Raw genomic sequence first — 21,722 nt, 5'->3', positions numbered from 1 at the left:
GCCGCCTCGGCCTGTCCGTAATGCTCCAGTTGGAAATGACACTCCGCCTCCCAGAAAAGGAGGTCGCAAAGGGTCTCCACTTCGGTCGCCCTTTGTTCCAGTTCGCGGAATTTCGGAATGGCCCCTTGATAGTTCTTCAGGTAGACCAGGGCCACCGCGGAGCGGAATTCCAGCCCCAGGGCGTTCGGGGTCAGGGGATTCAACCGGAGGGATTTTTGAAAGGCTTCGTAGGCTTCCCCATATTCCTTCTCGTGGAAGCGCGTCTCCCCGATGAGCTTCAGGGCCAGGGCCTGTTCCACGTAACTTTCGCTCCTCTCTTCCACTTGGCGGAATCGTTCCATGGCCAAGTGATAGGCGCGCGCCTTGAGGAGGGCCCGTCCCTCATCGGCGGGAGAAGGGGCATCGATGCCAGCCGCGCCGGCGCGGGCCGATAAAACAAGGAGGAAGAGGATGATCAGGACGATGAAAGGCCTCACTGGGTCGGATCTAGTGGATCACGTGGACATCGGTCCGGGCAGAGTTTAATGGAAGCCGATCGAGCCCCGCAAGACCACTGCCTTTGGACGCCCGGCCGAAAGGAAAAGACCGGCCGCTGGGCGGCTCGATCGATCGGACGTCCCTTGGATGAAAGCAGGAACGATGCCGACGCTCCGGCTCCGTTCCCATTTCATTTTCAAGGAACGAACGGGATGCAATGCATGAAAAAGAACGCACCGCCCCGTCCCATGCACCGGCCCAGAGGAGGACCGGCGGACGGCCGATCAGTAAAGTTCTTCTTCCTCTTCATCCGTCTTGGTCTTTTTGAGGAACTTCTTGAGCATCTTTTGGAAGGCGTTGGTCCGGCGGTCCACCATCTGCTCTTCGGAAACTCCCGGTTCGGCCGGCTTCTCCTCTTTTTGGGCGAGGGCCTTGATGCTCAAGGAAATACGGCGCTTCCCCGTATCCACCGAAAGGACCTTGACCTGGACCTCCTGGCCCGGCTTCAGGACATCCTCGAGCTTCTTGGGGACATGGGCGGCCACCTCGGTCTTATGGACCAGACCCTCCACGTTCTTTTCAAGTTCCAGGAAAGCCCCGAATTCGGTCAACCGGAGGACCTTGGCCGCCGCCACCTGGCCGGGCTTGTACTTTTCCTCGGCCTTGTCCCAAGGATCGCCGGTCGCTTGTTTGAGCCCGAGCGAGATGCGCTTCTTCTCCTGGTCGATGGCCAGCATCTTGACGGTCAGCTTTTGCCCCACCTTGAAGTCCTTTTGGGGCGTCTTGGTCCGCTTGTCCCAGGAAATATCCGACTGGTGCAGGAGCCCCTCCAGTCCATCCTCGATCTCCATGAAAAGGCCGAATTCGGCCACATTGGTGACCGTCGCCTCGAGGTTCGACCCAATGGGATACTTCTTCATCACATCTTCCCAGGGGCTCTTTTCCAGCCGCTTAAGGCTGAAGCCGATCTTCCGTTTTTCCAGGTCCAACTCGGTGATCTGGGCCTGTCGTTTGTCCCCCACCTTCAGGATCTCCGTGGGTTTCCTGCCCTTCTTGGACCAGGACAGTTCGGAGATATGGCAGAACCCCTCCAGGTTCTCCGGTGTCCTCAGGAAGGCGCCGTAATCGACCAAGTGGGCCACTTCCACATCCACGTTCTGTCCCACCCGGTGCCGTTTCTCCGCCTCCGCCCAAGGGTCCGGCATCATCTGCTTGAGCCCCAGGGAGACCTTCCCCTTTTCCTTGTCGACCTGGAGCACCATGACCTTGAGGGTACTGTCGGCCTTGACGAAATCCTCGACCTTATTGACCCGGCCCCAATCGATGTCGGCGATATGCAGGAGACCGTCGACGCCGCCCAGGTCCACGAAAGCCCCATAGCTCACCAGGCTCTTGACCTTCCCCTCGAGGATGTCCCCGGGATGGAGTTCACCAAGCCTTTTTTGCCGGTTTTCATCCCGTTCCAGTTCCAACACCGGGCGCCGGGAGACCACCACATTGTTCCGATTGCGGTCGATCTTGATGATCTTGAAGTCGAAGATCTTTTCCAGGAGGTCGTCCCCCGGATCGGGGTTCTTCTGCAGGGAGGATTGGCTGGTGGGCAGGAAGGCCTCGACCACCCCCAGGTCCACACGGAAACCGCCGTTCACCTTCTTGGTGATACGGCCCTTGATGAGTCCCCCGGCGTTGAACAATTCCTCCAGGCTCTGCCAGACCCGGCTTTTATCGACATTGCGCCTGGAGAGGCGCAGGCGTCCGTTCGAATCGGACATCCGTTCCACCGAGACCTCCACCTGATCGCCCACCTTGACGGTCAGTTGGCCCGTGATGTCCTGGAACTCGGCGCGGGGAATGACACCTTCGGTCTTATAGCCGACGTCGACGATGAGGTCGTCGGAATCGATCTTGACGATCTGGCCCGTGACGACCTGACCCCTGGAAAGGCGTTTCTCCTCGTTGAGAAGCTCTTCCATTGTCATTTCATGGATGGGTGATTCGGGCATGGGGGACCTCATGTTCTCGGCTCCATAGGATTAGGAGGGATGGAATAGTTCAGAGGGGCCCTCCCGGTCCACCTTTCCACCCGCCCTTGCGGACAACGGGTTCAGGGGGGAAATCTGGGTACGGAGGCCTGCCTTTGAAGGAAGGCCATTCTACATCAGGGGTGGGGGACTTCAAATCGAAACGCCCTGTAAATTCGGGTGTTTTTCATTTTTTAGGGGCTGGTTTCAGGTCGCGGATCCTTTGGGTCACGCGTTCCGCGATGAGGGCGTAGGTCCTACGGTCCGCCGGCAGCCGGTAAAGGTCTTCCAGGTCGATCGTGGGGCCATAGGTCACGGACGTGGGATGGGGTTTGGGCAAAAGTTTTCCCTTAGGCCACGCCTGGAAGGTCCCGTCGATGAAGGCTGGGATGACCGGGACCCGGGCGTTATAGAGGAGCATCCCTGCCCCTTTTTTGGCCGGTTGAAGGTTCCCGTCCAAGGTCCGCGTCCCCTCCACGAAGACCACCAAAGGCTTTCCCGAATGGAGGAAATCGTGGAAACGCTGGATGGCCTGCTGGTCCCGGGTCCCCCGTTTGACCGGAAAGGCCCCGCAATTGCGGATGATCCATCCAAAGAGCGGAACGCGGAACAGCTCCTCCTTCGCCATGAACCCGACCTGGCGATGGATACTGGTATAGCCAATGAGATAGGGATCGAGGAAGCTGGCATGATTGGCCACGACCACGAAAGGCCCTTCGGCCGGGATGTTCCCCAGCCCGGACCCACGGGTCTTGAACAGGAGTTCGACGAGCCAAGTGGTCGTGAAACGGAGTTTAGGGAAGGAAGGCACTGGACCCCCCGGTCAGGCCTAGCGGCCCCAAAGCTTCTTGAGCCTTTGGTGGGCCGATAGGATGAGCTCTTCGGTCGTGACCCAATTGATGCAGGCGTCGGTGATGGAGACCCCGTATTTCAACTGGGACCGGTCCTTCTGCAGGGGCTGGTTCCCCTCGTTCAGGTTGCTTTCCAGCATCAATCCCACGATGGACCTGTTCCCCGCCTCGATCTGGTCCACCACCGCATTGAAGGCCACCGGCTGGAGCCGGTAGTCCTTGTTCGAGTTGCCATGGCTGCAATCCACCACGATGTTGACCGGAAGCCCCTCTTTCCCCAGGGCTTCTTCGCAGGCCTTGATGGAGGCCGGGTCGTAATTGGGTTTGGACCCTCCCCGAAGCACGATATGGGCGTAAGGATTTCCGGTGGTACGGAAGACGGCCGATTGACCGTTCTGGTCGATCCCCAGGAAATGGTGGGAAGTGCGGGCCGACTTGATCCCGTTCAGGGCCACCTGGATGCTTCCGTCGGTGGCGTTCTTGAGGCCCACCGGCATGGAAAGTCCGCTGGCCATCTCCCGATGGGTCTGGGATTCGGTGGTCCGGGCCCCGATGGCCGACCAGCTGATGAGGTCCGCGATGTATTGGGGAATGATGGGGTCCAGGGCCTCGGTAGAGGTGGGCAGACCCATCTCATTGAACTTCAGCAGGAGGCGGCGGGCGAGCAGGATCCCCTTTTCGATGTGGAACGAATCGTTCATGTCCGGATCGTTGATGAGTCCCTTCCAACCGATGGTGGTGCGGGGTTTCTCGAAATAGACCCGCATGATGAGCACCATCGTGGACTTGACCATGCCGGCCAGGCGCTTGAGCTTGACCGCGTATTCATAGGCGGCCTGGGGATCGTGGATGGAACAGGGGCCCACCACCACGAAGAGACGGCGGTCCTTCCCGTCCAGGATGGCCTCCAAGTCCTTGCGGGCGGTCAGGACGGTCTCAAAGGACTTGCGGTTCCCAGGAAGCTGCTTCTTGACCTTTTTCGGGGAGATGAGGACTTCCGCCCCCGCCACATGGGTGTCCTGGGCCCGAGCCCGCAGGGAAACCTTTCCGATCTGGGTGAGTTTTCTTTTACGGGTCTTGGTGGTCGCCATGCTTGTTCTTTCCATTGGATTCAGGCCGGTGGGGCGTCGGCTTCAGAGCGGGGATTATAGGAAGAGCGGAAGGCACTTCCAAGCCTTCCCTCAGGCCGTATCCCCCGCCCGCCGATGCGGCCCCAGGTGGGGCTGGAGGATGGACTCGACCTTCGGTTGCAGGGCTTGGATGAATTGACGGGGCCTGGGGCAATTGACCAACAGGACGGGGCCTTGGGGACTCCCTGTATCGAGCTCCACATGTCCGAACTGAAAGATCATCCCCACGGGCCCTTGGGTGAAACCCAGCCGCCGCACCGCCCCATAGGGGATCGAGATGAGTTGGCGGAAAGGGAACCAATGTTCCACCTGGATGTCATGGGCGGTCAGCCGGTAACGGGTCCCCAATTGCCAAAGTTGGTGGTAAACCGCCGCGCCCCAAGCGATCCAAGCCAGTCCTCGCTCAGCCCAATCGAGTCCCAGGTCGGCCCATTCCACCGGAAGCCCCCGCAGGTTCTTGAAGACCTCCCGCAAGTAAGGCGGGAACCAGAGGAAGAATTGATGGCTCACCCAGCAAAAACCAAGCGCCAACCCATAGGCCACCAGGACCATCCCCCAGGACGGCATGGCGCGCAACAGGTCCTCTCCATGTCCCTCACGCCCCTTGCCGGGGGCATTCTCATGGTTTTTTTTCTTCAACTTGAACAGGTTGAGCACCGGAGCGCGCATGGCCATCCTTTTCAAATAGGCTGAATCACTCTAACAAAATTAAACGTCCAGGGAAAAAAAACTGAGCCCTTCCCCCGGCCTAGAACTTGTCCCAAGCCGACCGCATGTCCTCGACCAATCCCGGGGACAGAAGGGCCTTGAAGATGGGGACCGAATCCTCCATGGACAACTCGCTTCGGATCAGGAACCCATTGCCCACCTTTTGCAGGATGACCGCCCCCTGGTCCCCGTGCTGGGCCAGGACGACCGGGACCTTCCAATCCTTCCCCTTGGGGATCAAGCCGTGGACCACCGATCCGATGTCCTGGTTGGCGCCGAAACCGAGCATCTCCGGGAGCGATTCATTGCGGCCGCCCTCCACCGCGTACATCCAGAGACGGTAGGCGTTCACTTCCTCCCCGTTCTTGGAGACCAAGCGGAAGGTCGTCCGCTCGGAAATGATGAAACGGTCAGGAACATCGAAATAGAGCGACTCGAAGTGCCGGGTCTCGCCCAGGTTCTGGGTCCGCACCCCCACCTGGGTCCACCCGTCCCCTTGTTGGACCTGCAAGGCCATCCCCTTGATGTTATGGGCCGTGTTGACCCGCAACCAAAGACGGTGGCGCTTGCCGGGAACGGTCCGCATGGTGAACTGGTAGTAGCCCGAAAACCCGCGGCCGTGTTCCTGGATCATCTTCTTCTCGTCCTGGAGGTCGGGAAGGGTCTGCTGGTCCTCGAAAGTTTCCCCGGTCACGCTCACGCCATGGGCCTCCTCGGCCCCCTTGTCGTTGACCGGCAGTTCGTCCAACTTCGTCTGGATGGACGAGACCTTATTGGCGTTGATGGCCAGGGCCTTATCCTTCGAAAGCCCTTCCTCCCAACCGCCCGTGAGGTTGACCACCCATTGGGGGAGGACCTCCCGGTCCGGATAAGAAGGGCCCAGGAAGAGCACACCGCCCTGCTCGAGGAACTTCTTGATCCCCTGCCAAAGCTTGGGGTGGGTCCAATAGATCTCGGGCTTGAAATCGTGCTTGCCCGACGAAAAGGCGCCCCGCCCCAGGACCGCCAGTTTCACTTTGTTGGCGCCCTTGGCGTCCAACAGTCCATTGACGATGTCCTCGGGCGCGATCGGAAGGTCCAGGTCCAGGAAGGACAGGGACTTGGTGACCCCTTTCATGAGCCGCAGCTCTTCCCGCCCGGTCTCCAAGAACCGCTCTGGACGGGCATGTTTATGCTGCTGGAAGACGCCTGTGGGGGTCGTCAGGAGCAGGACATCCCCCGATTCCGTCTCATAGGGATCCGGCTTGAAGGTCTGGGGGCCCGGAGGATCGATCTCGCTGTCGCTCAGGGTCCCGCCTTCCTGGATGGTGAAGACAAGATCCTTGTCCGCCTCCAGGGTCGTTTCGCAAAGCGCTTCCCTTCCCTCGGTCATCTCCAAGGATTTCCGCCATTCGACCTTCGGCGCGGCCTCGACCGATCGGAAGCGCCGGTGGTCGGCCCAAAGGTCCATCACCACTCCGATCTGCTCACCGCGATCCAAGTGCAACGTCGCCGTCCACTCGCGGGAGGAGGTCCTTTTCAGGGCCAGGGACACGCGGACCGGTCCGACCCAAAAACGCTGGGCGTCCAGTTCCTTCATGTCCTCGGGCAGGTGGGGGGAAAGGACCAGGCGGTTGTTCCCGGCGTCCGGTTCGAACCCCGTCAAGTATTCCAGGACCGATTCGGTGTTAAGGCCCCCTTCCCAGGGACGCACCCGGCCGCTGGTCCCCACCCCCCAGACCGGCGGATTCCAGGGTCTATAATCGCCGTCATACATTTCGGCGAACTCACCGGAAGGCGTAGCGGCCTTGAGGACGGCTTGATAGGCCTTGCCCGCCCAGGCCAGGTGCGCCTCGCAGAAATCGTAGAGAAGCTGACCCGGGTTCATGCCCACGAAGAAATCGACCGTTGGGGTGGTCTTCCAAAAACCGTCGGGACGGCCCAGCCAAGGATAGGCATTCCAAAGGGCCGAGACCGCCCGCCCAGTGCTCAAGGGCGTAGGCCCCAGGGGGTCCAGTTCCCCGCGGGCATAACCGCACCAAAGCGGATTGACCAGGATATTGGCAAAAGGGGCGTTGTAGAGGGGGCCCAGGAGGGACTGGGCGGGCGCCCAATAACCGTGCTTCTCGTCCCAATAGGTACTTTCGGCCTTGTCACGGACCGCTTGGGACAATTTCTTCAGGTCCTCCACCTCCCGGTCCATTTCCAGGTATTTTCCCAGGTAAGCCAGGTGGTCCGCGGCCGAGACCAGGTCGAAGCTGGAATCCGTGGAGAAAGCATAGGTGGAAAGATAGTAGTTCGGGAAAGGCACCTCGTCGAAGCAGCGGGACTCCAGGCACCAAAGATAGGTCTCGTCCCGGTGGAAGAAATATTGGTCGTCCTCGTTGACCTGCCCTTTGATGCAACGCACCAGGTAATTCCACCGGGCCCGGATCAACTCCAGGTCGCCGGTCGCGAGGTAATACCACCAGTGCTGGAGTACGATCCAGTTGGGCGTTTCGGCGTGTTCCACGTGGATGTTGGAAAGGTCCTTCTTGCGGTAGTCCAGGGGATAATCCACCCGGATGCTGTTGGGAAGGGATCCCATGGTGGAACCGACGCCATAGAAGAAATCCATGGCGCCCTTGGCCTCTTTCGGATGTCCCGTCTTGAGGAACCACCGGATGGGCCCGTTGTTGTCCCGGATCCAAGTGTAGGAATAGCCGATCAGGGGTGAGAAGCCGCCCGAATAGGACTGTTGGGACTTGAAGATCATGGATTCGATCTCGAAAAGATCGGCGATCTTGGCGTCCCCGGAAAAGGTCGTTCCCTGGTCGAACCATCGGGTGAAATAATCCCGGGTCTCGTCCAAAAGACGCACAGCTCCCTTTTTGCGGACATCCTCGGCCAGGTTGTGGGCCTCGGTCCGCCCCCCGGCCGAGAGGAGATAAAAACCGGTCCAAGTCTCTTGCCCCGGCTTCAGGGACTCGATGCCGTAATGAAGGTTCCCGTCCCAGATCCGTACCCGTTTCGGGTTGAAGGACCCCATCCGCCAGATGGTCCGCTTCTTGGCCCTTTGGGCCTTCTGGTCCCAGACCAGTTCATGCCCCTCCTGTTCAGGATGGATCTTGACGTTCCAAGCCGATTGGATCTTGAGTTGGATGTCCAGGTCGTTCTCGTCCTGGTCCCCGTTGTTCTGGATATGGACCAGCCGGACCAGGACCGGCGGATTGTCCCAACTGTCGCTTTCGTTGGCCCGGGCGGGGGCGAAGTCATAGGTCTCCACTAGGATGCCCTTCCCCACCGCGCGCACCCGCACCACCCCGGAGCGTTTGACCCATCCGATCTCCTGTTTCGGGCACCAAAAATCGTTCCCCGCCCTTGTCACGTCCATCTTCATGGCCCCCAGGTCGGGTTCCTGGTAGGAGGCTCCATAGAGGTTGGACCAGCTCCAAAGGGGACTGGAGAGGCCGACCAGCGCGAAGGACCTCCCATTGCCGATGCAATAGGCGCCCGTATTGGCGGCCTTGACCTCCTGATGGTCCAGATCGAAGGTCTCTCCCCAGGAATAAAGGTCGTTCAACCAGGGATGGTCCAGGAGCATTTCCGGGCCCATCTCCTCCAGTGGCAGGTCCTTGTGCGCCTCGGAACGGGTCGGGGTGGGCTGGGCCTTGATCACTTGCGGGGAGACTTCCAGGGGGACCACATCGACCACCGGGGTTTTTTCCCCATCGGCCGGGATCCGGAAGAACAAAAAGAGGAGAACCAGGGGCAGGAGGGTCCTAGGGCGCATGGAGGGCCTTGGGGGACGGCTTGGGCGAGGGGGTTGGACTGGGCTGGACCACCTCGTAGAAATAGATCTTCTTCTGGTAGGTCACGGGCCTCAATTCGTAGCTTTTGAAGAATTCGGTCAACTTCCCCGGCGGAAGCTTCATCAGGTTCTCCAACCGGATCCGCCAATCATCCTTTTCATCCACCGCCTCGGTCAAGACCCAAACCTTCCGGTGGCGCTTCCAAACGCCCGCGAAAAGATCGGAAAGATCCTTCCACGGATCGGGCGGAGGCGTTGGCGTCGCCTGGGACGTCGGGACCGGGGTCGCCTTCTTGTCGGCGGGTTTGGGTTCGTAGCGCTTCAGGAAAGCGTGCAGGCTCAGGTAATCCCGCTTGTAGTAACGGTCGATATAGAAAGGAATGGTGTTGATGCCGTCCAGGACCAGCAGGTCGTCCTTGCGCACCTTCCAGTCCAAGGCCCCCAAGAGGGCCTTGTGGCCATAGGCATTGGTGGCCGACCTCACCAGATTGCCGTGAAAATTGTAGAAAAAAAGCAAAACCACCAATCCGGCCCAAAGTCCGCTGAAAAAAAGGCGGTTGGCCCAATGGACCACGGGCTGGGACCAGAGGCTCGACAGGTCCGAAGCCACCAGGCCGATCAGGACCCAGCAAGGGACGGTGGAGGAAACCCAGAATTCGATGTTCCAAGGTTCCCACCAGATGAAGAAAGGGACATAGGCGACGAGCCAAAGCAGGGACATCCAAAGGGCCTGACGGTGCCCCTTCCAATAGTGGAAGGACCTCAAAAGGAGCACCGCCAGGAGGGACCAAAGGGCGTATTGGAAAAGGGTCTTGGCCGCTTCGAAAGTGAACGGATCCACCATGACCTGCGTGGGCACGGCCTTGGCGAGAAAGGCCTGCACCATGGCGAATTTCCCCCGGTCCACCCCGGCCTGTTCCAGATGCCCGCCCCAGGCCTTCACATGGAAATAGGAAAAGACCCACCAAAGCCAGCTCTCGTAGGTCTTGCGGTAACAGACATAACGTCCGACGAAACCATAGGCCGAAAGCACCCCGGCGGTGAGGGAGACGGAATAATAAAGGCACATGCGCAGTTTTTCCCACGCCGTGCGGCCCGGGATGCACCAGAACCCGCCCAGGAAGGCCGGAACGAGCAAAAGGTTGGTTTGATGACCCAAGGCGGCCAGGGCATGGAAAAGACCCACCACCAGGCCGAAGAACGGCGGGAGCTTTTTCTGCCAGGTCAGGACATACCAGGCCAAAAGGGGCGTGACCGTGGCGAAGATCCGCACACCGGGCGTGGTGGAGAAATACCAATAGCTGAGGGTGCAGGCCAACCCCGTGGCGCAAAGGGCGGCGACGAACCGGTCGTCCGTCTCCCGCACCAGGAGGTGGAAAAGCAACAGGACGCCCAGCACGCCCGTGGTCAGATCGAAGAACTGAAGGGTGACCAGGCCGTCCCAAGCGGCCCCATGGGCCCTTCCCCAGAGGAACAGAAGACGGCCCAGGAAGGTGTAAAGGAGATGGTGGGGATGGAAATAATCCCAAAGCGGGAAATGGTCGCTCTCGACCTTCGAGGCGAAGACCATCCCGTCATAGGTGTAATTGACCGGCAGGTTGGAAAGGTAAAGGTTGAGGCAGAAGAAACAGAGGGCCATCCCCAGGAGCAAGGTGAAAGCGGGTTTGCTCCAGTCGCGCATGGGATCCTTTCGGATGCCGGACAGGAGGACGGGTTTCAGGCGAGTCCCTGCCGGATCATTTCACCCGTCACCGAATAGGGACGATAGGTGCCCGTCTTGCCCTTCAACCGCACCGGCTCCAGGGCTTCCATCCGGAAGGAATCGGCGGCCACTTGGGCCAAGTCCTGGTTGACCAATACCTGTCCGTCCTCGGCGATGGAACAAAGACGGGAAGCCAGATTGACCGTATCCCCGATCAGGGTGAATTCCATCCGGCGGGCGGACCCCAGGTTCCCCAGGATCACCTCCCCACCGGCCATCCCCACGCCCAAACCGGTGTGGACCGACTCCGAATAGGTCTCCCGGAAGGTCCCCTGGATCTGATGGAAGGCGTCCTGGAGGCGCAGTCCCGCCAGGATGGCCCGTTTGACGGCGGGCTCGGGGTTGTCCTCCGGGAACGGGAAGAAGCAAAGCACCGCGTCGCCGATGAACTTGTTGATCTCGCCTCCGGCGAAGGCGAGGACCTCCTCGAACTCGGTGAACATCCGGTTCAGGAACCGCACCGTCTCCTGGGGTTTCAATTTCTCGGTCATGGAGGTGAACCCGCGCACATCCGAAAAAAGCACGATGGCCCGTTGGACCTGCCCCTCCCAAACCGCCTGCCGTCCCTTCTCCGTCGCGAATTGGGAGCCCTTGGTCCCCACGAAACGGTCCAGGACGTACCGGGCCTCGGTCAATTTTTTCTCGCTTTGCTGGAAATGGGCGGCCGCCATATCCATGAATTCCTTCTTCCGTTTTTCCAGGGTGGAAAGGCTCGGGTTGCGGTCGATCTTGTAGTCGGCCGGCAGGATCTTGCAGCGTAAAAGGAACTGTTGAAGCTCGACGTAAAGGCCTCTTTGGGATTTGTGGGAAAGGTCCATCCAGGAAAAAATGAGGAAGACCGCCCCCGCCGATCCGACCTCCACCGAGACCCCCGGATCTTGCGTGAGATAGAAACAAAAACCGGCGGTCACGCCGAAAAGGAGCATGGCCCAACCGGTCAACTCGGTGATCTTTGGTCTGTAAATGAAACGGTCCTCAGGAGCGCTCATGGGTCACCGGGGATTCTTGCGGATGAATTCAAGCAAGGCCTGGGCCGACTCCTCCACGCCCAGGTCCGAATGGTCCATCACGATGCTTTCGGGGGTCTTTCGTAGGCCCCCGACGGCCCGGTTCATGTCCCGGTCGTCGCGCGCCTTCACGTCGGCCATGACCTCCTCCAAACTGGTCTTGACACCTGTCTTGGCCAGCTCCGCCAGACGCCTTTTGGCCCGGGTCTCCACCGAGGCGTCCAGATAGAACTTGTATTGGGCGTCGGGGAACACATCGGTGGCGATGTCCCTTCCTTCCAGGACCGCCCCACCGTAAGGGGCGCTGTCGATCCTGCCCATCTGCTGCTGGCGGGCCACCAGGATCCGACGGACCGGCACGCAATTAGCGATATGGGCGGAAGCCTGGGTGACCTCGGGGGTGCGGATGGCCTGGGTCACCTCTTCCCCGTCCAGGAAGACCCGGTTCTGGGGTTCGGCGGGTTTGAGCTCGATGCGGGCGGAGCGGGCGATGGCCTCCAGAACCTTCTCATCTTTCAGGTCCGCTTTTTGGCGTAGGGCCGCCCAAGTGACCGCGCGGTACATGGCCCCGGTATCGATGTGCAGGAAACCCAGTTTCTTGGCCAGGGTCTTGGCCACGGTGCTTTTACCCGCGCCGGCGGGCCCATCGATGGCGACGATGATGACAGGACTCATGGGATACAGGCCTTTCGAAGCATTTTTTCGAACCCCGGGAAGGATGTGTCGATGTTCTCGGTATCGTTGATGGTCGTGGCCCCTTGGGCGATGAGCCCCGCCACCGCCAACGACATGGCGATCCGGTGATCGCCTCCCGAAGAGCAGACCGCGCCCTTCAGGGGCGTGGGGCCCTTGATGACCCAGCCGTCGGGCGTGGCCAGGATATCGGCGCCCATCCGGCGCAGGGTCACTTCCATCATGAGGATGCGGTCCGATTCCTTCACCCTTAATTCCTGGGCGTCCCTGACCACCGTGGTCCCATGGGCCTGGGTGGCCGCCACGGCGAAGATCGGGAATTCATCGACCATCCGCGGGACCATTTCCCCCTCCACCCGGATCCCCTGGAGGGACGAGGTGCTCACCGTCAGGTCGGCCACGGGTTCCTCGCCCCGGCCCACCGGGATGTTCTTGATCGTGATCTTGGCCCCCATCCGTCCGAGGGCGTCCAAGAGGCCGGTGCGGGTGGGGTTCACGCCCACCCCCTTCAACTGGAGCTTGGCACCGGGGACGATGAGGCCCGCCACGATGAAGAAGGCCGCGGAGGAAATGTCTCCGGGGACCATCAGGTCCCTTCCCTTGAAGGGCGCCGTGGGCCCCGGGACCGTGATGACCTTCCCCTTTTTTTTGAAGGGGATGGAGAAGGCACTGAACATCCGTTCCGTATGGTCCCGGGTCGGGGCCGGCTCGGTGATGACCGTCTTGCCGTGGGCGAAAAGGCCCGCCATCATCAGGGCGCTCTTCACCTGGGCGCTGGCCACGGGAAGTTCATAATGGATGCCCTTCAAGGGTCTCGGCTCGATCCTCAGGGGCAGAAGATTGGATTGGTCCGGCCCCGAGAACCGGGCTCCCATGCGGGTCAAGGGCTCGACCACCCGGCGCATGGGACGTCGGCGAAGGTATTTATCCCCCGTCAGACGGGTGGTGAAGGGCTGGCCGGACAGGAGCCCGAGGAGGATCCGCGCGGAAGTCCCCGAATTGCCCGCATCCAGGACCTTGGGGCTTGGCTTGAGCGAGTTGAGGCCCTTTCCCCATATCTCCATCCGGTCGCCTTTTTGTCGGATCTTTACCCCCAGGGCCCGGAAGATGGCGGCCGTGGAGAGGCAATCGGCCGAATCAAGGAAATGCCGGACAGTGGTCTTGCCATAAGCAAGCGAACCCAACATGACGGCCCGGTGGGAAATGGACTTGTCCCCGGGGACCACCAAGGTACCCTTCAGCCCTTGGACAGGATGGACGGTCATCTTTTTCACGGGAGTTTTTCCCTCCGCCGTTTGGCCTTACCAAAGAAATCGTTCCAATAGGCCCCCTTGCCCGACTTCAGGTTCCGTTCCATGGATCCCAGGATCCTTTTGTAGCCCCTCAGGGCCCGTTCGATCTCCTTGTGATTCATCTCGACGATGTCGCGCCACATGGTTGGATTACCACCGGCGATCCGGGTGAAGTCACGGAAGCCGGACCCGATGGCCCGGGCGAAGGCGGGGTTCCCTCCTTTTTCTCCGTAGAGCGCCATCATGGCCGAGGCCAAAAGATGGGGCAGGTGGCTGGTCATGGCGACCACCCGGTCATGCCGTTCGGGATCGAGCTTGCAAGGCAAAGCCCCCAAAATTCTCCAAAAGGCTTCCGCCTTCCTCACCAAGGCGCGGGGCGTTCCCCGTAAGGGCGTGATGAAAAGCGTCTTGCCCCGGTACAGGTCGGCGTCCGCATGCGCTGGCCCGGACCTCTCCTTTCCGGCCATGGGATGGCAAGGGACAAAATGCCGGGCGATGCCGGGAACATTCCGGGCGGCGGCAACGATGCCGCCTTTGACGCTGGAAACATCCATGATAAGGACACGGCGTTTGGAAATCGCCGGTATCCGCCGAAGTTCCTCACCAATGGCCGAGGAATGGGCGCAAAGAAGGACGATATCCGAATCCTTCACCGCCTCCTCGAAGCTCGTGGCCACCGGCAATAACTTCGCCGCCTTCTTGCGCGAGGAAGCCCGGTGGTTCCACCCCACCAACCGGAAACCGCCCCGTTTCCGAAGTCCCAAAGCGATGGATCCGCCCAGGAGTCCGACCCCGATGATCGCGACCTTGGGGCGCATCACTTCTTCCCCCAGGCCAGCACTTCGCGAAAGGCCTTGAGGAAGGACCGGGTCTCGGCCTCCGTACCCGTGGTGACCCGCAAAGCCCCCGGGCCCATGGGACGCACGATCATCCCCTTTTGGAGGAGCGCTTGGTAGAGGTCCGGTGCTCCTTCGATCTCGAAATAAACGAAGTTGGATTGGGTCGGCAAGGGCCGCAATCCAAGTTCACGCAGGCCGTCGGACAGGACCTTGCGCATACGTCCATTCAATTCCACCGCTTTCTTCATGTGGTCCGGGTCGCCCAAGGCGGCCTCGGCCGCTGTCATGGCCATGCTGTTCACGTTGAAGGGCTGGCGGGTCTTTTGGTAGATCTCCACCAATTCGGGCCGGGCCACGCCGTAGCCGACACGCAGGCCCGCCAGCCCGTAGGCCTTGGAAAAGGTCCTCAGGACCACCAGGTTCGGATATTTCGACAAAAGGGCAATGGAACCGAAATAAGCCGGATCTTCCACGTATTCGTAATAGGCCTCGTCCAGGACCACTAGGACCTGCGGGGGGCAGGCCTTCAGGAAGTCTTCCACCTGGGCGAGCGGGATCATGGTCCCCGTCGGATTGTTGGGGTTGCAAAGGAAGACCAACCGGGTCTTGGGCGTCAAAGCCTTGAGGAAAGCCCCCATGTCGTGGGTGAACTCCTTGGCCGGGGCCTCGACCGGTTTCGCCTCGAAGAGTTGGGCCACCAACGGGTAAAGCAGGAAACTTCCCTGTGAAAAAAGGACTTCATCGCCCGGCGACAGGACCATCTGTCCCAAAAGGACCAGAAGCTCGTTCGAACCATGGCCCAACAGGATTTGCTTGGGGTCCACGCCCAAGTGTTTCGCCAGGGCTCCCGAAAGATGATGGGCCCCCCCATCCGGGTAACGCCCGATCTTAGGCAGGGCTTTTTGGATCGCCTCAAGGACCTTGGGCGATGGTCCCAAGGGGTTTTCGTTGGAGGCCAATTTGGAGGCGTTGGTGATGCCGAGTTCCCGTTCGAGCTCTTCGATAGGCTTGCCCGGAACATAGGGCTTCATGGCCGCTAAATGGGCACGAAAGGCGACGGGAAAGGCCATCTTAATTCTCGCTGCGGGGATAGGAACCCAGCACTTTTACCGTCAGGGAAGCCGATTCGATCTCCTCCACCGCCTCCAAAACCAGGGGATCGCTGATGTGCCCCAGGAAGTCGATGAAGAAATAATAATCCCAGGCCTTCTTCCGCGAAGGACGGGACTCGATGCTCGTCAGGTTCAACCCTCGTTTCTCGAAAGGACGGAGGAGCGCGAAAAGGGCGCCCACCTTGTCCTTGATGGAGACCATGAGGGAGGTCTTGTCCGCGCCCGTCCGCTCGGCATTGGTGCGGCCGATGACCAGGAAGCGGGTGTAGTTGTCCTGCATGTCCTCGATATGCCGCGCGATGGGACGCAGCCGGTACATTTTGGCGGCTAGGTCCGGAGCGATGGCCGCGGCCTTGGCATCGGAAGCCGCCTGTTGGGCCGCCTTGGCCGTACTGGCGCTTTCCACCACCTTGATGCCCGGCAAGTTGGCTTCCAGCCAGATCCGACACTGCCCCAGGGCTTGCGGGTGGCTATGGACCGTCTTCACCTTTTGGAGCGACCCGGTCCTCGACATGAGGGTGTGGGAGATGGGCATGAGGATCTCGGAGCATATCTTCAGGTCCGATTCCACGAAGAGGTCCAGGGTATGGTTGACCATGCCTTCGGTGGAGTTCTCGATGGGGACCACCCCGTAATGGGCCCGTCCCCGCTCCACTTCCAGGAAAACGTCCTTCAGCGTCGGGCCGGAAATGTAATCACTGGAATGTCCGAATTTCTGGAGAGCGGCGATGTGGGTGTTGGTCCCGGGCAGTCCGAAAAAGGCGACCTTCAGTTTGGATTCCAAAGCCAAGGAACCCGACATGATCTCGCAAAAAATGGAATGGAGGGTCTCCGTGGGAAAGGGTCCCTGGTTGGCCTTGGCCACCCGCCGATAGACCTCTTTTTCCCGGTGCGGAGCATAGAATTGCAGAGCCCCCTTGTCCTTGAGTTCCTTGATCCCCAGGACATGGCGGGCTCGTTCGTTCAATAACTTGACCAGTTGTTGGTCCACCCGATCGATGGCATCACGGTAGTGTTTCAGGTCTTTTTTCAAGGTTTTCCCGCTTTATTGGGTTTGGAAATGCCCTAAAATGAAAAATGTTGCCGGATTATAGCCCTTTTTGAAAACCCTGGAAAGACAATGGAACGCCCTTTCCCCTTTAAAATGGCCTCCCTCATCCTGTTTCCCGCCTTGGCGGTCTTTGCCATCTCTTTTGGGTGTGTTCTTCATTTTGACCTCAAGCAGGAAACCGGCTTGGCCCAGGTCCTTCAGGACCATCTTCGATATATCCTCCGATCGGGCGACGATATGGGCGCCATCGATTGGGGAAAATCCCTGGAGTCCATGGAGCAGACCCGGGTCTTTCGGGTGACCCGCAACGATACCCCGATCCTTTCGGGCGGGAATCAGAGCTTATTACCACGGCCCGGGAACGATGGGGACCGTTTCCTCTTTCCGGATTCGATCCTCCACGAGGCCTCTTTCACCGGCGAGGACAATGCTCAATACCATTTCATCCTGGAACTTGCTCCTCTCCTCGATCCATGGAAAACTGCCTCATCGTGCGGTCTATTGACCTTCCTTTTGGGTCTCTGTTTTTTGATGCTTCCATCCCGATATCGACCGGTTCCAGACCCTATTCCGGGTTCCCTTCCCGCCTCGACTCCTTCGGTACCCGGTCGGGAGATCCACGTGCCACTGCCCGCCCTATCGGCCGGCCACCTTTTGATCGATCCTCATTTCAATATCCGGGGGACAGGTCCTGCCGTTGCGGAACTCCTGGGCCTCCCTGGAAAGGATCTTTTGAACGGGCATCTTTTGGACCTATATCCTGATCCTTCCCTTCTTCAGGCCATGGAGACCCGGGAAAAACAGAAGGTAATTGGAGCTTTTCCCAAAGCCCCCGCTTTGCAGGTCACTTTAGAGCCGGTCAACGAAGGCCACCTCTTGCTCCTAGAACCGATGGAGACCTCCCAAAACCCCAAAAACCCCTGATTTCGTTGACTTTCAGGGGGGGACCTTCTAGACTGCTTCTCAACGGTTTGGCACCAACAACTTCATCTCTTCGGGGAACAACGATTTGCGCGAAACCTTAAAAAGCCTGTCCATTTTTTCCGCAATGTTGTTGCTGATCCTTCTGTTTTCCGCGGGTTGTGACGTCAATATCCCCGGTTGCGGTAAGCGCTCCCTTCCCTTTTTCAAGAAGATCCAACCTAAAGTACCTGTCAATCCGCCTGCCCCTGCTGAATCCTCTTCCTCGAACCCCGGAACCAGCCCCTCGCCGGTCCCGACCGTTCAGGTCCCTGCCGCCCACCCTGTCAAAGATCAAAAAGCAGGCACCGGGCTGGAAATGTCCACTGAAATGTCCATTACCAAGGCCAAGCCGACTTCCACCGCCACTCCGACGGCCACCCCTACGCCAGAGGAGATCGAGAAGATCGCCTACACTGTTTTGGAGGACAAGAAGCCCATTATTTGGACCATGAACAACGATGGGACCGCCCGTCTTCGCTTGACCCCCCTGGGGACCAGCAGTTGGTTCCCCCTTTGGTCCCCGAATGGGAAGATCCTGGCTTTCCTTTCCGATATGAAGGACGGCAAGCCCAATCTTTTCGTGGTGAAAAAGGGATCTTCTGAATTCAAGCAATTGACCTTCTATTCCGACATGAGCCTCCCTAACGAATTGAGCCTCAAGGCTCCTTTTTCTTGGTCGCCCAAGAGCGACGAGATCGCCTTTGCGTACAAGAATTCCCTTTGGAAGGTGAATCTCGATAGCCTCAGCCAAGAGACCCTTTCGACCCAGGACCCGGCATTTTCGGTCGTTCAGGTCGAATGGGCACCCCATCGGGACAATAAATACGTGGCTTTTTTGGTCCGCAAGGGCATGGACCACTTCAGCCTCCGCCTTTCCAATCCCCGTCTTTTGGACGAGTTGGGACTGGCCGAGACCTCTCGACCCATCTTTGATATGACTTGGTCGGCCGACGCCCGGGAAGTGGCCTACGCCGTTGGAGGGGATTCGGTCTATTCCGCTTCCTCCGAACGTTCGGTCTCCAAAGCGATCCTGGTCAACCAAACCATCCCCCTCGGAAACCTCCTGACCTATTCCCCTTCGGAAACCACCAGCCTCCTTATGCTCCTGGCCAAGAAGGACCCCAGTGAAGAGGCCTACCGGGTGGCGGTCGTGGATAAACCTTCCAAGGACGGCTCCGATCCCGGAACGGTCAAGTTCTTGACCGAACCCGGCGTGAACAATGCGATCTTCTCCCCCGATGGCAGCAAGATCGCTTACGTCCAATCCGGTGAGCTTTGGGTCATGGATTCCGCCACTGGCGCCCACAAGACCCGTTTGGCCGCCATCGCGCCCCAACAACCCTGCTGGTCGAAGAAATGAGGTCCAGCGAACCATGAAAAAGACCGTTCCACTCTTTCTTCTGGCCCTGGCCTTGTCCGTTGGGTTCTCCCTTCCCATAACGGGTTGTAAACCCAAAAAAGTAGAGGTCCCTCCCCCTCCTCCCACCCCAACCCCGGTGATCCCGCCCGGAAGTTTGGTCTTTGTCCAAGGCGGCCACTTGGTCCGCCTGGACCTTGAGAATTCGCAGATCACCCCCCTCACCAGCGGAAAAAGCGTGGAGTGGTTCCCTGTTTGTTCCCCTAAGGGGGACCAAGTGGTTTACTGGTCGAACGCCGAGAGCCCGGACGGGAATTACAATCTCTGGAAGATCGACCTGGATGGAAGCCGGCGGACCCAGTTGACCTTCGAGGGCACGAACCTATTGCCGACGCAGTACCAGAACCTGCTCATCAACGACAGCGCTTCCTGGTCCCTCGATGGAAAGAGGATCCTCTATTCGCTCCATGGGGACATCTGGTCCATGGATCCCGACGGATACGACCCCGAGACGCTCATGGTCGGACGCAATGCCATCTGTCCCTTCCTCTCCGCCGACGGTAAGAACCTTTACTATCTTTCGGACCTGGACGACACGGTCTTCAATCTTTGGTCCTACAGCCTGTCCGAAAAGTCGGCCCAGCGGATCACCCGTTATACCGATTGGAACGTGGGATCCCCCTCCCTTTCGGCGGACGGGAAGAAGGTACTGGCCAACCTTTACCGTTCCAACACCACCCAGATCTATACCTTCAACGCCTTGGACGGGAGCGATCCTCTCAATCTGACCAATAACAATCGGAGCCTCAGCCCCCGGTTCGCCCAGAACGACCGCAAGATCGTCTTCACCTCTTTTGGGACCGGGGAGGATGTTGGCACCAAGATCTTCATGGCCAACGCCAACGGGACCGATATCAAGGACCTGATGCTCCCCAGCGGTTCTTCACCCTCCTGGGCGGCCGCCCGTATCCTGGTCGCGGCCGATTCCCCGACCCCCACACCCGCCAAGAAATAAACCCAATAAAAAAGGCCGGATCCGATCGGATCCGGCCTTTTTTTGTTTATCGCCTAATCCTTCAGCAACTCGGGATAAAGCGGGAACTTCCGGGTCAATTCCGCGATCTCGCCCTTGACCTTCGTTCGGACCGCCTCACTTTCCGGCGCCGACAGGACCGCGTTGATCCATCCCGCGATGCTCTCGAATTCCCTTTCGCCGAAACCGCGGGTCGTCAAGGCCGGGGACCCCAGCCGAAGCCCGCTCGTCAAGAGCGGCGATTCGGCGTCCCAGGGCACCGAATTCTTGTTGGTGGTGATATGGGCCTCGTCCAGGGCCAACTGGGCCTGTTTTCCATTGATCTTTTTGTTGCGCAGGTCGATCAACATCAAATGGTTCTCGGTCCCCCCCGAGACCACCTCGAAACCGAAACCTTGAAGGGCCCCGCAGAGGGCCTTGGCATTGGCCTTGACCCGCTTGGCGTAGTCCTTGAACGAGGGTTTCAAAGCCTCCCCGAAAGCCACCGCCTTGGCGCCCACCACGTGCATCAAGGGACCGCCTTGGATGCCGGGAATGATCTGGCTGTCCAGTAATTCGCTCATTTTTTTCGTCCGGCCGCTCTTGGGGGCCGTGAGGCCGAAGGGATTATCGAAATCCTTGCCCATCAGGATCATTCCCCCACGGGGTCCGCGGAGGGTCTTGTGGGTGGTCGTGGTCACCACGTGACAATAGGCCATGGGATCGTTCAATTCCCCGGCCGCGATGAGCCCGGCGGTGTGGGCGATATCCGCCCAGAGGAAAGCCCCCACCTCATCGGCGATGGCGCGGAAAGCTTTGTAATCCCAGTCACGGGAATAGGCGGAGGCCCCGATGCTGATCATTTTCGGCTTGTGCTTCCGGGCCAGGTCCCGGGCCTGGTCCAGGTCCACCCTTCCATCCTCTTTGCGGGTCTGATAGGCGAAAAAGTTGTACATCTTCCCGGAAAAATTCACCTTGCTGCCATGGGTCAAATGCCCGCCATGGGAAAGGTCCAGACCCAGGATGGTGTCCCCGGGCTGAACAAAGGTGAAATAGACCGCCATGTTGGCTTGGCTCCCCGAATGGGGTTGCACATTGACGTATTCGGCGTTCCCGAAGAGCTTGCGGGCCCGGTCCCGGGCCAAGTTCTCCACCACGTCCACGTATTCGCATCCTCCGTAGTAGCGGTTCCCCGGATAGCCTTCCGCGTATTTGTTGGTCATGACCCCGCCTTGGGCCTCCATGACCGCTAGGCTGGTGAAATTCTCCGATGCGATCAGTTCCAGTTTCTCGTTCTGGCGCCTCAACTCGTTCAGGTTGGCTTCGCGGACCTCCGGATCGGACTTCAGGAACTCATAGGCCATTGACCGCCTCCAGGTTCAGTTTATCGTTAGGATCTCGAGCCGGGTTTTCCCCGACTTCCACCCATGGGCACGGGCCGTCCCGCGGGGTGCTTCCAGGCAATGACGTGTACCACGGGGGCCCCAGAAGAAACGCCAAGGCCCCGCTCCCGCCACGACCCTCAGGATTTTATTGTTTTTATCCGTAAAAACAATATCGGGCCGCAGGAAGGTGAAGAAGGTATGGACCGACCCGCATTCCGGGAAGAAAAGGAAGGGACGCTCCCGGGGCCAGCGAACGCACCCCATGAGCCCCATCATCCGGTCCCAAAAGGAGG

At 59.6% G+C, this 21,722-nt stretch carries 17 protein-coding genes; 3 read left to right on the top strand and 14 right to left on the bottom strand.

The features are described 5' to 3' along the window. The 13 genes from VHE12_11545 to pheA all read right to left on the bottom strand — a co-directional run. On the bottom strand, positions 1-476 hold a 476-nt coding region (locus VHE12_11545; GenBank protein HVZ81410.1), incomplete at its 3' end, for a tetratricopeptide repeat protein. Between the two features lie 285 nt (positions 477-761). After that, positions 762-2,480, bottom strand: coding sequence for a 30S ribosomal protein S1 (locus tag VHE12_11540; GenBank protein HVZ81409.1), 1,719 nt, complete (start codon positions 2,478-2,480; stop codon positions 762-764). A gap of 205 nt (positions 2,481-2,685) precedes the next feature. Beyond that, positions 2,686-3,309 (bottom strand): lysophospholipid acyltransferase family protein, encoded by a 624-nt coding sequence (locus VHE12_11535; GenBank protein HVZ81408.1) that lies wholly within the window; start codon positions 3,307-3,309, stop codon positions 2,686-2,688. 18 nt (positions 3,310-3,327) lie between these two features. Continuing rightward, on the bottom strand, positions 3,328-4,440 hold the full coding sequence (locus tag VHE12_11530; GenBank protein ID HVZ81407.1) for a 3-deoxy-7-phosphoheptulonate synthase: 1,113 nt from the start codon (positions 4,438-4,440) through the stop codon (positions 3,328-3,330). Positions 4,441-4,530: 90 nt separating this feature from the next. Beyond that, a complete protein-coding gene (locus VHE12_11525; GenBank protein ID HVZ81406.1) occupies positions 4,531-5,148 on the bottom strand; it encodes a PH domain-containing protein in 618 nt (205 codons plus the stop codon). Between the two features lie 79 nt (positions 5,149-5,227). Further along, a complete protein-coding gene (locus VHE12_11520) occupies positions 5,228-8,938 on the bottom strand; it encodes a hypothetical protein (protein ID HVZ81405.1) in 3,711 nt (1,236 codons plus the stop codon). Then, complete coding sequence (locus tag VHE12_11515; protein HVZ81404.1) at positions 8,928-10,637, bottom strand: hypothetical protein; 1,710 nt, start codon at positions 10,635-10,637, stop codon at positions 8,928-8,930. Before VHE12_11515 ends, VHE12_11520 begins: the two co-directional genes overlap by 11 nt. Before the next feature lie 35 nt (positions 10,638-10,672). Further along, entirely contained in the window at positions 10,673-11,707 is a 1,035-nt protein-coding gene (locus tag VHE12_11510; GenBank protein ID HVZ81403.1) for an adenylate/guanylate cyclase domain-containing protein, read from the bottom strand. 3 nt (positions 11,708-11,710) lie between these two features. Then, positions 11,711-12,400 (bottom strand): (d)CMP kinase, encoded by a 690-nt coding sequence (gene cmk / locus VHE12_11505; protein HVZ81402.1) that lies wholly within the window; start codon positions 12,398-12,400, stop codon positions 11,711-11,713. Continuing rightward, positions 12,397-13,692 carry a 3-phosphoshikimate 1-carboxyvinyltransferase gene (gene aroA / locus VHE12_11500; GenBank protein ID HVZ81401.1) on the bottom strand — a complete coding sequence of 432 codons (1,296 nt, stop codon included), beginning with the start codon at positions 13,690-13,692 and terminating at the stop codon, positions 12,397-12,399. Before aroA ends, cmk begins: the two co-directional genes overlap by 4 nt. After that, a complete protein-coding gene (locus VHE12_11495; protein HVZ81400.1) occupies positions 13,689-14,528 on the bottom strand; it encodes a prephenate dehydrogenase in 840 nt (279 codons plus the stop codon). The genes aroA and VHE12_11495 overlap by 4 nt, the downstream gene beginning before the upstream one ends. Beyond that, on the bottom strand, positions 14,528-15,619 hold the full coding sequence (gene hisC / locus VHE12_11490) for a histidinol-phosphate transaminase (GenBank protein HVZ81399.1): 1,092 nt from the start codon (positions 15,617-15,619) through the stop codon (positions 14,528-14,530). Before hisC ends, VHE12_11495 begins: the two co-directional genes overlap by 1 nt. Before the next feature lies 1 nt (position 15,620). After that, positions 15,621-16,694 (bottom strand): prephenate dehydratase, encoded by a 1,074-nt coding sequence (gene pheA, locus VHE12_11485; protein HVZ81398.1) that lies wholly within the window; start codon positions 16,692-16,694, stop codon positions 15,621-15,623. A gap of 201 nt (positions 16,695-16,895) precedes the next feature. Between pheA and VHE12_11480 the strand changes: the two genes are divergently transcribed. The 3 genes from VHE12_11480 (at position 16,896) to VHE12_11470 (ending at position 20,047) form a co-directional block, all read left to right on the top strand. Continuing rightward, positions 16,896-17,636, top strand: a complete 741-nt coding sequence (locus tag VHE12_11480) for a PAS domain-containing protein (GenBank protein ID HVZ81397.1) — start codon at positions 16,896-16,898, stop codon at positions 17,634-17,636. 367 nt (positions 17,637-18,003) lie between these two features. Beyond that, complete coding sequence (locus VHE12_11475) at positions 18,004-19,035, top strand: hypothetical protein (protein ID HVZ81396.1); 1,032 nt, start codon at positions 18,004-18,006, stop codon at positions 19,033-19,035. Between the two features lie 13 nt (positions 19,036-19,048). After that, a complete protein-coding gene (locus VHE12_11470; protein ID HVZ81395.1) occupies positions 19,049-20,047 on the top strand; it encodes a hypothetical protein in 999 nt (332 codons plus the stop codon). A 53-nt stretch (positions 20,048-20,100) separates the two neighbouring features. On the opposite strand, the gene glyA is transcribed toward VHE12_11470, so the two are convergent. After that, on the bottom strand, positions 20,101-21,408 hold the full coding sequence (gene glyA / locus VHE12_11465; protein HVZ81394.1) for a serine hydroxymethyltransferase: 1,308 nt from the start codon (positions 21,406-21,408) through the stop codon (positions 20,101-20,103). Positions 21,409-21,722 lie beyond the last annotated feature (314 nt).

The organism is bacterium, from assembly GCA_035549195.1.
Lineage (GTDB): Bacteria > Oederibacteriota > Muellerivitia > Muellerivitales > Muellerivitaceae > DASZRK01.
The sequence above is the reverse complement of the archived record's forward strand: the minus strand, read 5'-3'. Positions and strand labels throughout refer to the sequence as shown.

What these genes read in the sequence shown, in the direction of transcription:
- VHE12_11540 (HVZ81409.1), bottom strand. Translation starts at nt 2,480, where the DNA reads ATGCCCGAATCACCCATCCATGAAATGACAATGGAAGAGCTTCTCAAC.
- VHE12_11515 (HVZ81404.1), bottom strand. Translation starts at nt 10,637, where the DNA reads ATGCGCGACTGGAGCAAACCCGCTTTCACCTTGCTCCTGGGGATGGCC.
- VHE12_11530 (HVZ81407.1), bottom strand. Translation starts at nt 4,440, where the DNA reads ATGGCGACCACCAAGACCCGTAAAAGAAAACTCACCCAGATCGGAAAG.
- VHE12_11475 (HVZ81396.1), top strand. Translation starts at nt 18,004, where the DNA reads ATGTCCATTACCAAGGCCAAGCCGACTTCCACCGCCACTCCGACGGCC.
- VHE12_11495 (HVZ81400.1), bottom strand. Translation starts at nt 14,528, where the DNA reads ATGCGCCCCAAGGTCGCGATCATCGGGGTCGGACTCCTGGGCGGATCC.
- VHE12_11470 (HVZ81395.1), top strand. Translation starts at nt 19,049, where the DNA reads ATGAAAAAGACCGTTCCACTCTTTCTTCTGGCCCTGGCCTTGTCCGTT.
- hisC (HVZ81399.1), bottom strand. Translation starts at nt 15,619, where the DNA reads ATGGCCTTTCCCGTCGCCTTTCGTGCCCATTTAGCGGCCATGAAGCCC.
- VHE12_11525 (HVZ81406.1), bottom strand. Translation starts at nt 5,148, where the DNA reads ATGCGCGCTCCGGTGCTCAACCTGTTCAAGTTGAAGAAAAAAAACCAT.
- cmk (HVZ81402.1), bottom strand. Translation starts at nt 12,400, where the DNA reads ATGAGTCCTGTCATCATCGTCGCCATCGATGGGCCCGCCGGCGCGGGT.
- VHE12_11520 (HVZ81405.1), bottom strand. Translation starts at nt 8,938, where the DNA reads ATGCGCCCTAGGACCCTCCTGCCCCTGGTTCTCCTCTTTTTGTTCTTC.
- glyA (HVZ81394.1), bottom strand. Translation starts at nt 21,408, where the DNA reads ATGGCCTATGAGTTCCTGAAGTCCGATCCGGAGGTCCGCGAAGCCAAC.
- VHE12_11510 (HVZ81403.1), bottom strand. Translation starts at nt 11,707, where the DNA reads ATGAGCGCTCCTGAGGACCGTTTCATTTACAGACCAAAGATCACCGAG.